General features: G+C 62.2%; 16 protein-coding genes. 9 read left to right on the forward strand and 7 right to left on the reverse strand.

All coding sequences use genetic code 11. The features are described from left to right. Positions 1-126 precede the first annotated feature (126 nt). Both LPJGGPFB_RS04005 and dapD read right to left on the reverse strand, forming a co-directional pair. Positions 127-510, reverse strand: a complete 384-nt coding sequence (locus LPJGGPFB_RS04005; protein WP_173418844.1) for a DUF805 domain-containing protein — start codon at positions 508-510, stop codon at positions 127-129. A gap of 4 nt (positions 511-514) precedes the next feature. Further along, a complete protein-coding gene (dapD, locus tag LPJGGPFB_RS04010) occupies positions 515-1,372 on the reverse strand; it encodes a 2,3,4,5-tetrahydropyridine-2,6-dicarboxylate N-succinyltransferase (protein ID WP_173418845.1) in 858 nt (285 codons plus the stop codon). A 310-nt stretch (positions 1,373-1,682) separates the two neighbouring features. Here dapD and LPJGGPFB_RS04015 point away from each other — a divergent pair, with 310 nt between their 5' ends. Further along, positions 1,683-2,582: an LOG family protein gene (locus LPJGGPFB_RS04015; RefSeq protein WP_173418846.1), complete on the forward strand. Its 900-nt coding sequence runs from the start codon at positions 1,683-1,685 to the stop codon at positions 2,580-2,582. A gap of 185 nt (positions 2,583-2,767) precedes the next feature. Here the strand turns inward: LPJGGPFB_RS04015 and LPJGGPFB_RS04020 are convergent, their stop codons facing one another. Next, entirely contained in the window at positions 2,768-3,289 is a 522-nt protein-coding gene (locus tag LPJGGPFB_RS04020; RefSeq protein ID WP_173418847.1) for an EF-hand domain-containing protein, read from the reverse strand. 128 nt (positions 3,290-3,417) lie between these two features. Continuing rightward, complete coding sequence (locus LPJGGPFB_RS04025) at positions 3,418-4,131, reverse strand: pyrimidine 5'-nucleotidase (RefSeq protein ID WP_173418848.1); 714 nt, start codon at positions 4,129-4,131, stop codon at positions 3,418-3,420. A 156-nt stretch (positions 4,132-4,287) separates the two neighbouring features. Between LPJGGPFB_RS04025 and LPJGGPFB_RS04030 the strand changes: the two genes are divergently transcribed. From LPJGGPFB_RS04030 to LPJGGPFB_RS04045, 4 genes are all read left to right on the forward strand, one after another. After that, a complete protein-coding gene (locus tag LPJGGPFB_RS04030) occupies positions 4,288-5,079 on the forward strand; it encodes a sterol desaturase family protein (RefSeq protein ID WP_173418849.1) in 792 nt (263 codons plus the stop codon). 80 nt (positions 5,080-5,159) lie between these two features. Next, positions 5,160-6,074, forward strand: coding sequence for a DMT family transporter (locus LPJGGPFB_RS04035; RefSeq protein WP_173418850.1), 915 nt, complete (start codon positions 5,160-5,162; stop codon positions 6,072-6,074). A 75-nt stretch (positions 6,075-6,149) separates the two neighbouring features. Then, entirely contained in the window at positions 6,150-7,229 is a 1,080-nt protein-coding gene (locus tag LPJGGPFB_RS04040; RefSeq protein ID WP_173418851.1) for a bifunctional transcriptional activator/DNA repair enzyme AdaA, read from the forward strand. Next, positions 7,226-7,993 (forward strand): isocitrate lyase/PEP mutase family protein, encoded by a 768-nt coding sequence (locus LPJGGPFB_RS04045; RefSeq protein WP_173418852.1) that lies wholly within the window; start codon positions 7,226-7,228, stop codon positions 7,991-7,993. The genes LPJGGPFB_RS04040 and LPJGGPFB_RS04045 overlap by 4 nt, the downstream gene beginning before the upstream one ends. 75 nt (positions 7,994-8,068) lie before the next feature. On the opposite strand, the gene argB is transcribed toward LPJGGPFB_RS04045, so the two are convergent. Beyond that, the gene (gene argB / locus LPJGGPFB_RS04050; protein ID WP_077502945.1) at positions 8,069-8,956 is read right to left on the reverse strand and encodes an acetylglutamate kinase; all 888 of its coding nucleotides are present in this window, start codon (positions 8,954-8,956) and stop codon (positions 8,069-8,071) included. Positions 8,957-9,112: 156 nt separating this feature from the next. On the opposite strand from argB, the gene LPJGGPFB_RS04055 reads away from it, so the two are divergent. The 4 genes from LPJGGPFB_RS04055 to msrB all read left to right on the forward strand — a co-directional run bounded on the left by LPJGGPFB_RS04055 (position 9,113) and on the right by msrB (position 11,849). Next, positions 9,113-9,652: a sigma-70 family RNA polymerase sigma factor gene (locus tag LPJGGPFB_RS04055; RefSeq protein ID WP_173418853.1), complete on the forward strand. Its 540-nt coding sequence runs from the start codon at positions 9,113-9,115 to the stop codon at positions 9,650-9,652. After that, positions 9,649-10,371: an anti-sigma factor gene (locus LPJGGPFB_RS04060; RefSeq protein WP_173418854.1), complete on the forward strand. Its 723-nt coding sequence runs from the start codon at positions 9,649-9,651 to the stop codon at positions 10,369-10,371. Before LPJGGPFB_RS04055 ends, LPJGGPFB_RS04060 begins: the two co-directional genes overlap by 4 nt. 200 nt (positions 10,372-10,571) lie before the next feature. Next, positions 10,572-11,129, forward strand: a complete 558-nt coding sequence (locus LPJGGPFB_RS04065) for a fasciclin domain-containing protein (RefSeq protein ID WP_173418855.1) — start codon at positions 10,572-10,574, stop codon at positions 11,127-11,129. A 219-nt stretch (positions 11,130-11,348) separates the two neighbouring features. After that, complete coding sequence (gene msrB / locus LPJGGPFB_RS04070) at positions 11,349-11,849, forward strand: peptide-methionine (R)-S-oxide reductase MsrB (protein WP_173420944.1); 501 nt, start codon at positions 11,349-11,351, stop codon at positions 11,847-11,849. Positions 11,850-11,909: 60 nt separating this feature from the next. Here msrB and LPJGGPFB_RS04075 read toward each other — a convergent pair whose 3' ends face one another. Next, positions 11,910-12,449, reverse strand: coding sequence for a DUF1269 domain-containing protein (locus LPJGGPFB_RS04075; RefSeq protein WP_173418856.1), 540 nt, complete (start codon positions 12,447-12,449; stop codon positions 11,910-11,912). Positions 12,450-12,568: 119 nt separating this feature from the next. Continuing rightward, entirely contained in the window at positions 12,569-13,222 is a 654-nt protein-coding gene (gene yihA, locus LPJGGPFB_RS04080; RefSeq protein ID WP_173418857.1) for a ribosome biogenesis GTP-binding protein YihA/YsxC, read from the reverse strand. Between the last annotated feature and the right edge of the window lie 56 nt (positions 13,223-13,278).

Here is a 13,278-nt window from a genome sequence, read left to right on the forward strand (position 1 = left end):
CGGTAAACGAACAAGACCTTGGATCAGGTCGTCATCAGGCGCCGATTGCCGCGGCCAGCATCTTGTCGCCGGCCTGTTCATGGCGCGCTACATACCCGTTCGGGCCTTAAATGTACAGTGCGCCGCTCAGGCGCCGGGTTCGTCGCTGCGCCGACCGAATTCGTTCGGCCCGTTGACGCCCGGCCAGAGGCAGAGCGCGATGAAAACGACGGGGCTCAACACCGGGATGAACAGGCAAAGCGCGAGCGGTCCGGGATAACCGATGTCGTGCAGCCGCTTGATGGCCAGCATGGCGATCGACAGCGTGGAAGCGAGGCCGGACACGATCAGCGCCAGCGTCCAGAGTGCCAGCGCTGTGTTGTGATTTTCGTTGGCGAACATCTGCGCGACGACAAAACCGCCGATCAGAAGCCAGAAGAGCCAAGACAGGAAAAAGGGCAGGCGGGTGATGCGGCCGGAGGGGCTGAAGAACAGCCAGATCATGTTCGGCTGCCGCCCCTCCGGCGTCATCTCATCAGTCTCGAAGCAGTTCGTTGATGCCGGTCTTGGAGCGGGTCTTCTCGTCGACGCGCTTGACGATGACGGCGCAGTAAAGGTTCGGGGCCGGCTGGCCATTGCCCATGGTCGAGCCCGACGGCATCGAGCCGGCGACGACGACGGAGTAGGGCGGCACTTCGCCATAGGTCACTTCGCCGGTGGCGCGGTCGACGATCTTCGTCGACTTGCCGATGAAGACGCCCATGCCGAGAACCGAGCCTTCGCGCACGATGCAGCCTTCCACGACCTCGGAGCGGGCACCGATGAAGCAGTTGTCCTCGATGATCGTCGGACCAGCCTGCATCGGTTCCAGCACGCCGCCGATGCCGACGCCGCCGGAGAGATGCACGTGCTTGCCGATCTGGGCGCAGGAACCGACCGTTGCCCAGGTATCGACCATCGTGCCTTCACCGACATAGGCGCCGAGGTTGACAAAGGACGGCATCAGGATCGCGTTCGGGGCGATATAGGCCGAGCGGCGCACGACGCAGTTCGGCACGGCGCGGAAGCCGGCCTTTTCGAATTCGTTGACGCTCCAGCCGTCGAACTTGGAGGCGACCTTGTCCCACCAGACGGATTCTCCCGGGCCGCCCCGCACGATCTCCATCGGGTTGAGACGGAAGGAGAGCAGCACGGCTTTCTTCAGCCATTGATTGACGGTCCAATTGCCGTCGGCGCCGCGCTCTGCCACCCGCACCTTGCCGCTGTCGAGCAGGTTCAGTGCCGTCTCCACGGCATCGCGCACCGCTCCGCGCGTTCCGGTGTTAACGGAATCGCGGTCATCAAAAGCGGTGTCGATCGTCTGCGACAGGGAGGTCAGGTCGTGGTTCGTCATCGGAATTCCTTAAAGTTCGGCGGTTATCCTGGCAAAGCTCTACTGCATAATTCCGCAAATCGGAATCGATTTAAGGACAAAATTAAGCAGCAACACGATCTGCGGCTAAGGGTGTTCCCAGCCGGCTGGAGCCACGTGGCGCCCGAGGCCGTTCCGGAAAAGTTGAACCGCTTTTCGGCGCGACCGTCCCGCCAGGGCTTGGCAAGCTCGGACGACTCCGGCATCAGGGGCATTCATGACCGATGAAACAGGATAGGACGCGTCCGCCCGAGATGCCGATTGTCCGGAACGCGACGGGAAAGACGATAGCATGGCACGCATGAAGAAGCGCAACCTGCGCCGTAAGGATGGGGTTTGGGATCCGCTGGCGGATAGCTCGCAGAGCCGGCAACGGGCGCAGACGGTTCCGCTGACGCCCCAATCGGCTTCGCCAGCCTATCGCCTCGCCTATATCGACGATGATTTTCTCTGCCGCGAGGAGCTGCGCCCGGTGCGTTTGCAGCTCGAACTCTTGAAGACCGAAATGATGCTGGAGGAACACGGCATCAACTCGACCGTGGTGATGTTCGGTGGCGCCCGCATCCCCGAGCCCGGCGGTGACGCCTGGGCGGCCAAGAACGAAACGCAGCGCAAGAACCTCGAGGCAGCCTCGGTCTACTACGACGAGGCGCGCAAGTTCGCGCGGCTTTGCTCGGAGCATTCAGCCAAGCTGCACCACAAGGAATACGTGGTCGTCACCGGCGGCGGGCCGGGTGTGATGGAGGCGGGCAACCGTGGCGCCGACGATGTCGGTGCTCCGTCGATCGGTCTCAACATCGTCTTGCCGCACGAGCAAGCGCCGAACCGCTTCGTGACGCCGGAGCTGTCGTTCAACTTCCACTATTTCGCCATCCGCAAGATGCATTTCCTGCTGCGCGCAAAGGCAGTGGTGGTCTTCCCGGGCGGATTCGGAACGCTCGACGAGTTGTTCGAGACAATGACGCTGATGCAGACGGGACGTATGGCTCTGGTCCCGCTGATCCTCTTCGGCGAGAAATTCTGGCGCACCATCATCAATTTCGAGGCGCTCGCCGAATTCGGCACGATCGCACCGAACGATGTGGACCTGCTGCGCTTCGTCGATACCGCCGATGAAGCCTGGGAGATCATCTCCAGCTTCTATCAGACCGTCGATTCCAAAACCGTGCCGATGGCAAACGGCAGGCGCTAGAGAGCTCTGCTTGTTCGGGTGCAATGCTCGTTTGGCGGATAGACAACGCGGCGTTGTCGTATCGGGATCTGAAATTCACGCCTCCCCCTTGCGATCGTGTCCGATGCCAGGGGGAGGCGCCACGCAGACGACACGCTCCACCGGGGGGAGGGAGAGTGTCGTCATCCGGGTTTGATTTTGCTGGCTTAGACCTTCTTGCTGAAGTCGGCCGCGTCGATGACTCCATCGCCATTCTTGTCGCGACGCTTGAACATCTTCTCGGAAGCACTTGCGACCTCGGCAGCGCTTAGAGAGCCGTTGCCGTCGGTATCGACGCGCTTGAAGGCCTTCGGCCGCATGCCGGGCACCATGGCGGGCCGGGCTTCCCTAAGTTGGGCAAGGGCTGCGTCGCGCTCCTTGCCGTCCTTGCCCTTGGCTTCGTGCCACGCCTTGCGGGCGTCGCGGAACGCCTGGCGCTTCGCCTTCATCTCGTCGGCGCTGATCTGGCCATCGCCATTGGTGTCGAACGTCTTGAAGTTCGTGGTCATGCGCGCCTGAAACTCATCGAGCGAAACCTTGGAATCACTGTTGGTGTCCAGTCGCTTGATCATGCGCTCGGCGCGCTGTTCGGGCGTCATCTTGTCTCTGGCGGCGAATGACGGCGCAGCCACTCCCGTGACGGCTACGGCAAGGGCGGTCACACCAAGGATCAGGGCTCTGTTACGCATTATGCTTCCTTTCGCTAGGGGTATCCCTGAGCGAATGATAGGCAGCTGGACGATGCGCACCAGTTAAACTTTGGTAATTTAAGTCTTTGGCGGGAAAGGGGTTTTTCCCTAGCCAAATTGTGTCGGCGTCAGAGGTCGGCGATCACGCGCTTGAGGAAGCCGGCGAGATCCTCGGTGACGTAGTCGATCTGCTCGTCCTGGTCGTTGGACTGCTCCCAGGATTCGGCGAACTCGTATTCGAAGTTACGCGGCACCAAGAGAACCGTCGTCATTCCCAGCGTCTTGGGGACGAGCAGGTTGCGCGGCAGGTCCTCGAACATCGCCGCGTTGCGGGTATCGACCCGGTGCAGGCTCATGAACTTGTCATAGGTTTCGCCCGCCGGCTTCGGCACGAAATCGGCAGCGACGATATCGAAGATATCGTTGAAGTGATCGAGGATGCCGAGCGCCTGCGCGGTCATCTCCGCATGCGCGACGCTGCCGTTGGTGAAGATGAACTTGCGTCCCGGCAGCGCCTTGATGGCGTCGCCCAGCGTCGGGTCCGGTGGCACGATGCTGTAGTCGATCGCGTGGGCCTTTTCGAGGAACTCGTTGGGGTCGATCCCGTGGTGGATCATCAGGCCTTTGAGCGTCGTGCCGTGATCGCGGTAATAGTCCTTCTGCAGCTTCTTCGCATCCGCCGGCTCCAGCGACAAAAGCGCGGCAACATAGGCCGTCATGTTGCGGTCGATCTGCGAGAACAGATTGACGTGGTGCGGATAGAGCGTGTTGTCCAGGTCGAACACCCAGTCGGTGACATGGGAGAAATCGTCGTGGGTCGGCAGGCGATCGAGCTTTTTCATGACTGCCTTATGACATGGCGGTGATGGGCGGCAAACGACAAAATGCAAAGCGCGGCACGGGTTGTCCTTCAGGTGAAAACATTTCCACTTTGAATTGCCAAAACGGCATGGCATCTTTCGTCCGGGGCGGTTCTTCACGCGGGACGGCAGATGCACATGTCGGACGAAGTGTTCTCTCTGCTGTTTCTGTTCGGGTTTTACGCAACGACCGTCGTCACCTATTTCGCTTTCGGCTACGGTCTGACCTGGTTCAACGCGTGCAATCCGGAGCGCAAGATCCAGAAGGGGCGTAGCTCAGACAGGCGCCGCAAGGCGGAGATCCGCCAGAGCCTGGCGTCGATGTTCAGCGCCTGCCTGCCGCTGACCATCGGCCTCTACGTGCAGCAGAAGGGCTGGGCGCCGGCGCCCTGGGCTCTGCGCTGGTGGGCAGCGGTGCCGCTCTTCGTGCTCTGCATGTTCCTCTACGATACCTGGTTCTATTTCATGCATCGCCTGCTGCACACCAGGTGGCTCTTCCCGTTGCACGCCCTTCATCACAAAAGCGTCGCGCCAACGATCTGGAGCACCTATTCGGAAGATGTCATCGACAACTTCCTCTTGCAGAGTTATTCGGCCGTCATCGTTTTCATCGTTCCGTTCCCGCCGGCAATCCTCATCGGGCACCGATTGTTCGAACATTTCAACGGCATGATCGGCCACTGCGGCTTTGAGTATTTCGCCGCGTCGACGGCGCGCTATCCGTCGCCCCTGTTGTGCACCACGTTCCATGACCAGCATCATTCCAGCTTCCGGTACAACTACGGAAACTATTTCTCCTTCTGGGATCGCCTGCTCGGCACGATCGCGCCGACCTACGACCAGAGCGTGAAGTTCTTCGAAGAGGAGGGCCCGCCGCTCATCCTCCGGCGGGCCGGCGAACTGGCGGACGTTCAGGAAAAGCCGGACTGATATCGACCAGCGCTGGTATAATTCGCCTTGGCTGTACGGAGTTCTTGGCAATCTCAGGATCGGCATGCTAGCTCGCAGCCATGGAAACCTGGGTACTCATCACCGTCGCTGCGGCCTTCCTTCAGAATGTCCGCTCCGCCATGCAGAAACACTTGAAGGGCGTGATGGGCACGACGGGCGCGACCTTCGTGCGCTTCGGTTTCGGCCTGCCCTTTGCGCTTCTTTATCTCTTCGTGCTCTGGCAGGTGGTGGGCCGTCCGCTGCCGGTGCCGAACGGCACCTTCTTCCTCTGGGCGGTGATCGGCGGGCTTGCGCAGATCGCGGCGACCTTCCTGCTCGTCCATCTGTTCTCCTTCCGCAATTTTGCGGTCGGCACCGCCTATTCGCGCACCGAGCCGGCACAGGCCGCCCTCTTTGGCCTCATCTTCCTCGGAGAGCATGCGAGCCAGGGCACGCTGGTGGCGATCGCCATCTCGGTCGTCGGCGTGATGCTGATCTCGGTCGCGCGCACGACACTCAGCCCACGCTCGCTGGTCACGTCGGTTTTCAGCCGCACCGCCGGCATCGGCCTTCTCTCGGGAACGTTCTTCGGGCTTTCGGCCGTCGCCTATCGTTCGGCTTCTCTGGCGCTGGCGCCCAGCCTGCCGGCGCCCGACTACATGATGCAGGCGAGTTTCACGCTCGGCTTCGTCATCCTGCTGCAGACGATTGTCATGCTCATCTGGATCGTGGTGCGCGAGCCGGGCGAACTGAAGCTCATCGCCGCCGCCTGGAAGCCGGCCTTCGTCGTCGGCTTCGTCGGCGCCTCCGCCTCGTTCGGCTGGTTCATGGCGATGACCTTGCAGCAGGCGGCGATCGTCAAAGTGGTGGCGCAGGTCGAGATGCTATTCACATTCGCCTCGTCCTTCTTCATCTTCCGCGAATGGATCAATCGTCTCGAACTTCTCGGGTGCCTGCTGATCGTGCTCGGCGTGGTGACGCTCGTCCTGATCTGACAACGTGCTGATCTGAAAAAATAGACGCCCGAAAACCGGCGTCTCTTCGCCCTGCGGTCGTGGTAGAACCACGCCATGTTGTTCGATCTTCCTTCCGATGAAACGCTCTACGACGCCCTGATGGCGCGAAGCACCGAGTACGAAGGTTCAGCCTTCGTCTGCGTCAAGACGACAGGCGTCTTCTGCCGCCTGTCCTGCCCAGCCCGCAAGCCGAAGCGGGAAAACACCATTTTCGTGGGCTCGATCGGCGCCTGCCTGGAGACGGGGTTCCGTCCCTGCCAGCGCTGCCGGCCGCTCGCCACCTTCGGCGCCAAGGATCCGCTGGTGCAAGAGCTGCTGCAGGCGCTGGAGGCAGCACCTGAGCGGCGCTGGAGCGAGGATGATATCGTGCGCCGCGGGCTCGATCCGTCGACTGTCCGACGGGCGTTCAAACGCAATCTCGGCATCACCTTTCTCGATCTGGCGCGGTATCGCCGCCTGGGGCTTGCTGCCCGCCAACTCGCCGACGGAGGGCGCGTGATCGACGCCCAGCTCGAAGCCGGCTACGAATCGCCGAGCGGCTTTCGTGCCGCCTTCCAGCGATTGCTTGGCGACGCGCCGGCCGCCGCTTTCGGGCGGGAGCTGCTCTCCTTCGATTGGCTCGAGACGCCGATCGGCCCCATGGTCGCAATCGGCGACGCCACACATCTGCATCTGCTCGAGTTCCATGATCGCAAAGCATTGCCGACGGAACTCGCGGCGCTGAAGCGCGCGACACGCTCGGCGATTGTCCCCGGCAGGACGGCGCCGATCGACAGGATTGAAGGCGAGTTGAAGGCCTATTTTGCGGGCGATATGGGCGCATTCCAAACGCCGCTTGCGCCCGGCGGGACGCCTTTCGAGCGCAACGTCTGGGAGAAGCTTGTCAAAATTCCCGCCGGTGGGACGCGGTCCTATGGTGACATTGCCCGCGAGGTCGCTACGATCCAGTCCGCGCGTGCCGTGGCCAGTGCCAACGGATCCAACCGGATCGCCATCGTCATACCCTGCCACCGCTGCCTTGGCGCAGACGGTTCGCTCACGGGTTACGGCGGTGGGCTCTGGCGGAAACAGTGGCTGTTGCGGCACGAGGCGAAAGCGAAACCTGTCAGCCCGTTCGTGGAGGAAACGCAATGAACCAGAAGGAAAAGGCGCTCGCCTTTGCCGCCCTGCATAAAAAGGGCGATCCGGTGGTGCTCTACAACATCTGGGATGCCGGCAGCGCCAAGGCGGTCGCCGAGGCCGGAGCCAGGGCGCTTGCGACCGGCAGCTGGTCGATTGCCGCCGCCCATGGCTTCGGCGATGGCGAGAAGGTGCCGCTGGCGCTGCTGACTGATATAGCCCGGCTGATCGTCGGCTCGACGGAACTGCCGGTGACGGTCGATTTCGAGGGTGCCTATTCCGACGATCCGGCAACGGGGGCGGCCAACGTCTCGCGCTTGATCGACGCCGGCGCCATCGGCATCAATTTCGAGGATCAGGTGGTCGGCAAGTCAGGCGTGCATGCGATCGAGAAGCAGGCGGCCCGCATCCGTGCGATCCGCGAAATGGCGGACCGCCGCGGCGTGCCGTTCTTCATCAATGCCCGCACCGACCTGTTTCTGCAGGCAAGCGATGCGGCTGAGCACGCCGGCCTCGTCGATGAGGCGATTGCGCGTGGAAGGGCCTTTGCCGAAGCGGGCGCCAACGGCTTCTTCGTGCCGTGGCTGGTCGACGCGGACCTGATCGCCAAGGTCTGTGCCGCCTCGAGCCTGCCGGTCAATGTGATGATGCGGCCCGGCGCACCGGATCCGAAGACGCTGGCGGGCGCCGGCGTCGCCCGTGTCAGCTACGGGCCGTTCCCCTATCGGGCGATGATGGAAAAGTTGAAACAGGACGCTCAGGCCGTCTATCAGGCCTGAGCCAGGCGAAAAATGAAAGCGGGACACGGCCCGAAGGTCGTGTCCCGCTTTTTCATACGTCCTGGGTCGCGCCGATCAGGGAACGATCAGCGTGCCGGCGCCGCGCTCGGTGAAGATTTCGAGCAGCACCGAATGGGCCGTCTTGCCGTTGAGGATGACGACGCCCTGGACGCCGGCCTTGATGGCTTCGATGCAGGTCTCGACCTTGGGGATCATGCCGCCGGAAATGGTGCCGTCGGCGATCAGGGCGCGCGCCTGCGCCACCGAAAGTTCCTTGATCAGCTTTCCGTCCTTGTCGAGCACGCCGGGAACGTCGGTTAGGAACAGCAGGCGCGTGGCGTTGAGCGCGCCGGCGATCGCACCGGCAAAGGTGTCGGCGTTGATATTGTAGGTGTGTCCGTCGCGGCCGGGCGCCACCGGGGCGATCACCGGGATCATTTCCGAGCGGGCCAGCAGATCGATCAGCGTGCGGTCGACCTCGACCACTTCGCCGACGAAACCCAGATCGAGCACACGTTCGATGTTGCTATCCGGGTCCTTGATGGTCTTGCGCGCCTTTTCGGCGAAGACCATGTTGCCGTCCTTGCCGCAAAGGCCGATCGCCCATTCGCCGGTCTGGTTGATGAGGGCGACGATCTCCTTGTTGATCGAGCCGGCGAGAACCATCTCGACGATCTCGACGGTCTTCTCGTCGGTGACGCGCAGGCCGCCTTCGAACTTCGATTCGATGCCCATCTTGGTCAGCATGGCGCCGATCTGCGGGCCGCCGCCGTGCACGACGATCGGGTTGACGCCCGACTGCTTCAACAGGGCGATGTCGCTGGCAAAGGCGCGGCCGAGCTCGGCATTGCCCATGGCATGGCCGCCATATTTGACGACGATCGTCTTGTTCTCGTAGCGCTGCATGTAGGGCAGGGCCTGGGTGAGCAGGCGTGCCTGGATTTCACTTTCATTGGCGGACATGGCGGACCCTCGAAAAATACCGGCTGCTGTTTAACGCATGTTTCCCGTCGATGGAATGATCGGGGAGCAACATAAAACAGCAATGACGATGCACGCTGGCGGATGGCGATTTGTGCCCTATGTCCTGTCTCAAGAATGCATCGGGTCGGGTAGGCAATGATCGACGAGGAAATTTCCGGACTGCTCGGCCGTGTTTCGCTCAGGGATCGCGCGGCCTTTGCCGAGCTTTACCGGCTGACCAGCCCGAAACTTTTCGCCATTTGTCTGCGTATCCTGAGAGACAGAGGTGAAGCGGAAGAAACACTGCAGGAAGTCTACGTCAGAATATGGCAGCATGCCGACCGTTTTTCTCCGGGCCAGTCAACGCCGATGTCCTGGTTGGCAGCGATTGCGCGCAACCGCGCCATCGACCTGATCCGGGCACGCAAACCCATCGCCAACGCGATTGACGAAGCCTATGATTTGGCTGATCCTGCTGCCGATCCGGAAAAATCGGCAGTGGTGAGAGCGGAGGGCAGGCGGATCGATGCGTGCATGGAGGAGCTCGAGTCCGACAGGGCAAATGCCGTGCGGCGCGCCTATGTCGAAGGTCTGAGTTATCAGGAGCTGGCCGAAGTGTATGCTGTGCCGCTGAACACGATGCGAACCTGGCTGAGGCGCAGCCTGTTGAAGTTGAGAGAGTGCATGGAGCGATGACAGCGTCCACCCCAGACAAGGGAGACTTCCGCCGCGACGAGGTGATCGCCGGGGAATATGTGCTGGGCGTGCTGTCCGCCGACGACCGCCGCAAGGTCGAGGCTCGCCTTGCCTCCGACCGCAACTTTGCCGCCATGGTCACGCGCTGGCAGAACAACCTGTCGACCTTCGACGAAGCCTATGATCCCGTCGCGCCGCCCGCCCGGGCCTTTGCCGCGATCGAGCGCCGGCTGTTCGAAACCGGATCGCCGGTCGGGGCCCCGGTGCGCCCAAGTATCTGGCAATCGCTGGCGCTCTGGCGCGGGCTGGCACTCGCTTCGCTGGCTGTTGCCGGCATCCTGGGCGCCTCGCTGGCCGGATTGTTTGCGCTGCCATCGGGCGGCCGTCCGCTTGTCGCCGAGATGGCCGGCAAAGGCATCTCTGTCGATCTCGTTGCCCGTTTCGATCGGGATACGGGCCACCTCCGGGTGACGCCCGTTGCTACGCGACAGGCCGAGGAGAAATCGCTGGAGCTCTGGCTTATCAACGGCGACAACCCGGCCCTTTCGCTTGGCGTTCTGCCTCAGACCGGCGAGGGCGAAATCATCATCGCCCCGGCGATGCGCGAGAAGTTCTCGCGCGGCTCGGTCCTTGCCGTCAGCATCGAGCCGCTTGGCGGCTCGCCGACTGGTTCGGCCACCGGGCCGATCATCGCGCTCGGCAAGGCGCGCGACCTCTGACTGAGCACGTGCTGTTCTTCGTGCGCCTGTGCCGCGATCAGGACGCGTTTTCGCCCGGACGACCGGCAATCTGAAAAATTCCTGAAACTCTTTTTCGAAGGCTTCCGTTGCTTGTCATGTTCCCGAGGAGGGAATGGCAGTTTCAACGAGGCGGCTTGTTCGTCGCCTCCCTGACAGGTTCAACAGGAAGGAAGACTACGATGTTCACCTCTGGACTCCGTTCGTTCGCTACGATCGCCATACTGACGGCAAGTGCTGCAATCGCCCAGGCCGAGAACCCGATGGTCGGTGGCGCTGCGATGTATGCGGACAAGAATATCGTCGAAAACGCTGTCAACTCGAAGGATCACACGACCCTGGTCGCCGCGGTCAAGGCCGCCGGACTGGTCGAAACCCTTGAGGGCAAGGGCCCGTTCACGGTCTTTGCGCCGACGAACGAGGCTTTCGACGCCCTGCCTGCCGGCACGGTCGACACGCTCTTGAAGCCGGAAAACAAGGACAAGCTGGCGAAGGTGCTCACCTGCCATGTCGTCTCCGCCGACGCGATGTCTTCGGCCATCGCCAAGATGGTCAAGGACGATGGCGGCGAACACGATGTCAAGACGGTCGGCGGTTGCGTTCTCAAGGCCAAGGATGACGGCGGCAAGATCACGCTCACCGACGAGGCGGGCGGTACGGCCACGGTCACCATCGCCGACGTCAAGCAGTCGAATGGCGTGATCCATGTGATTGACAAGGTGCTCCTGCCCAAGGGCTGAGGTCTCTCTTCCTCCGGATCGCCGCGGCAGACATTCGCAGGCGATCCGTCGCCGGTGGTCTCATCCGTGGCACCGGCGCTCCTGCCACCGATCGCTTGCGATCGGTGGCCTTTTCAACTGGGCGCCATCACGGCGCTTTGATCGGTCTTGTTTTGCCGCCTGACCGGACGATGGTTATCTTCGACACGGCAGCGTCAGGGGCATGAAACGGAGGGTTCGATTGTGAACCGGCGGAACTTTCTGATCTTCGGCGGAACGCTGAGCGTGATCGCGATCGCGGCGGCGAAAGGGTTTCCGCTACCGGCGCGTGCGGCCTCTGGCGAAACCTTCGCGGTCACCAAGACCGACGCCGAATGGCGGGCAATCCTGACCGACGAGCAGTACCGGATCCTGCGCCACGAGGACACCGAGCGGCCGTTTACCAGCGCGCTCAATAACGAGAAGCGCAAGGGCATATTTCAATGCGCCGGTTGCGCGCTCCCGGTCTACTCATCCGAAGCCAAGTATGACAGCGGCACCGGTTGGCCGAGTTTTTGGCAATCCCTGCCCGGTGGCGTGGCAACGCGCGAAGACAAGTCGCTGTTCATGACACGCACGGAATGTCACTGCCATCGCTGCGGCGGGCATCTCGGTCACGTCTTCGACGATGGCCCGCCGCCGACAGGCATGCGCCATTGCATCAATGGTTTCGCGCTGACATTCGTGCCGGCAAGCGCCTAGCGGGCTGTTCCTGCGGGTTACTACTGTCGCCCGCAGGAAAGATCACACGGCCGAAGCGCCTCAGAACGTTCCGGCTTGCGGCGAAGGCGTCTGGGCGTCGGAGAGAGCCGCCTGGAGCTTCTGCTCCTGCTCGGGCGACAACGATGTTTTCAGCACACGGCCGCGCAGGCCCGAGAATTCCGCGAGAACCTTTTCCGGTTGGACCTTGCGCACCAGGATGAACAGCGCCGACGAGTTGTTCGGAATGGTGTTGCCGAGCGATTTGATGAAGTCATCGTCGATGCCATAGTCGGTGAGCGAGCCGGAGAGCGCGCCGGCGCCGGCGCCAAGCGCGCCGCCGATGGCAAAGCCGGCGAGCGGATTGAGGAACAAGAGCCCGACGAGCCCGCCCCATATCGAGCCGGACAGGAGGCCGGATGTCGCCCCGATCGCGGTCAGGTTGAGGCTCTGTTTCAGGTGAACCTTGCCTTCCGCGTCGCGCACGACGACGACGGCGTCCTCGAGGTCGATCAGATATTCCTTCTTGAGGCCGGCGAGCTTGACGAGAACCTTGTCGGCTTCGTCAGGCGTATCGAATCCCACAACGATCAAATCGGACATGTGTCTCTCCTATCCTTGACGCCATCGCGCAAGGAAACGCGCGACCGCACGGCAGAGATAGAGCGGTTTGCATGTCAGGGTAGTGACGGAGATCAAAGACTTGTCGGAGGTTTCCGCTATCAGCGCGAAAGTGCGAGCTCGATCGTCGCGCGCAGCTCGTCGATGCCCTCACCCTTTTCTGACGAGGTGGAGAGAACCTCGGGAAAGGCGGCAGGATGCTTCTTGATCTTCTCGAGCGTTTCGGCAATTAGCCGCGGCACGCCGGCGGCCTTGATCTTGTCCGTCTTGGTCAGGATGATCTGGTAGGACACAGCCGCCTTGTCGAGCAGTGACAGCACGTCCTCGTCGTTCTTCTTGATGCCGTGGCGGGAATCGATCAGCACATAGACGCGCTTCAGCGTCGCGCGACCGCGCAGGTAGTCGAACACCAGCTTGGTCCAGGCATCCACCTGTTCCTTCGGCGCCTGAGCATAGCCGTAGCCGGGCATGTCCACCAGCGCCATCGGCGGCAAGTCACCCGCCTCGCCGGAAAAGCCATCCGGCACGAAGTAGTTGAGTTCCTGGGTGCGTCCGGGGGTGTTGGAGGTACGCGCCAAACCCTTCTGGCCGACCAGCGCATTGATCAGCGACGACTTGCCGACATTGGAACGGCCGGCAAAGGCGATTTCGGTCGGGCCTTCCGGCGGCAGGAACTTCATCGCCGGGACGCCGCGAATGAAAATCCACGGCCGGCCGAACAGCGGCTTGTCGTCTTTTGTCTTTGTGTCGGCCATCGATGTCAGTTCCTTCGTCGAGATTGGACTTGGCTTCACGGTTTTGGCCGGCGATG

It is taken from the genome of Ensifer adhaerens (assembly GCF_013283195.1).
In the GTDB taxonomy this organism is placed as follows: domain Bacteria; phylum Pseudomonadota; class Alphaproteobacteria; order Rhizobiales; family Rhizobiaceae; genus Ensifer; species Ensifer adhaerens_G.

Bases quoted from the DNA above. Each gene is read 5' to 3' on its own strand.
- LPJGGPFB_RS04005 (WP_173418844.1), bottom strand. From the start codon at position 510: ATGACGCCGGAGGGGCGGCAGCCGAACATGATCTGGCTGTTCTTCAGC.
- dapD (WP_173418845.1), bottom strand. From the start codon at position 1,372: ATGACGAACCACGACCTGACCTCCCTGTCGCAGACGATCGACACCGCT.
- LPJGGPFB_RS04015 (WP_173418846.1), top strand. From the start codon at position 1,683: ATGGCACGCATGAAGAAGCGCAACCTGCGCCGTAAGGATGGGGTTTGG.
- LPJGGPFB_RS04020 (WP_173418847.1), bottom strand. From the start codon at position 3,289: ATGCGTAACAGAGCCCTGATCCTTGGTGTGACCGCCCTTGCCGTAGCC.
- LPJGGPFB_RS04025 (WP_173418848.1), bottom strand. From the start codon at position 4,131: ATGAAAAAGCTCGATCGCCTGCCGACCCACGACGATTTCTCCCATGTC.
- LPJGGPFB_RS04030 (WP_173418849.1), top strand. From the start codon at position 4,288: ATGTCGGACGAAGTGTTCTCTCTGCTGTTTCTGTTCGGGTTTTACGCA.
- LPJGGPFB_RS04035 (WP_173418850.1), top strand. From the start codon at position 5,160: ATGGAAACCTGGGTACTCATCACCGTCGCTGCGGCCTTCCTTCAGAAT.
- LPJGGPFB_RS04040 (WP_173418851.1), top strand. From the start codon at position 6,150: ATGTTGTTCGATCTTCCTTCCGATGAAACGCTCTACGACGCCCTGATG.
- LPJGGPFB_RS04045 (WP_173418852.1), top strand. From the start codon at position 7,226: ATGAACCAGAAGGAAAAGGCGCTCGCCTTTGCCGCCCTGCATAAAAAG.
- argB (WP_077502945.1), bottom strand. From the start codon at position 8,956: ATGTCCGCCAATGAAAGTGAAATCCAGGCACGCCTGCTCACCCAGGCC.
- LPJGGPFB_RS04055 (WP_173418853.1), top strand. From the start codon at position 9,113: ATGATCGACGAGGAAATTTCCGGACTGCTCGGCCGTGTTTCGCTCAGG.
- LPJGGPFB_RS04060 (WP_173418854.1), top strand. From the start codon at position 9,649: ATGACAGCGTCCACCCCAGACAAGGGAGACTTCCGCCGCGACGAGGTG.
- LPJGGPFB_RS04065 (WP_173418855.1), top strand. From the start codon at position 10,572: ATGTTCACCTCTGGACTCCGTTCGTTCGCTACGATCGCCATACTGACG.
- LPJGGPFB_RS04075 (WP_173418856.1), bottom strand. From the start codon at position 12,449: ATGTCCGATTTGATCGTTGTGGGATTCGATACGCCTGACGAAGCCGAC.
- yihA (WP_173418857.1), bottom strand. From the start codon at position 13,222: ATGGCCGACACAAAGACAAAAGACGACAAGCCGCTGTTCGGCCGGCCG.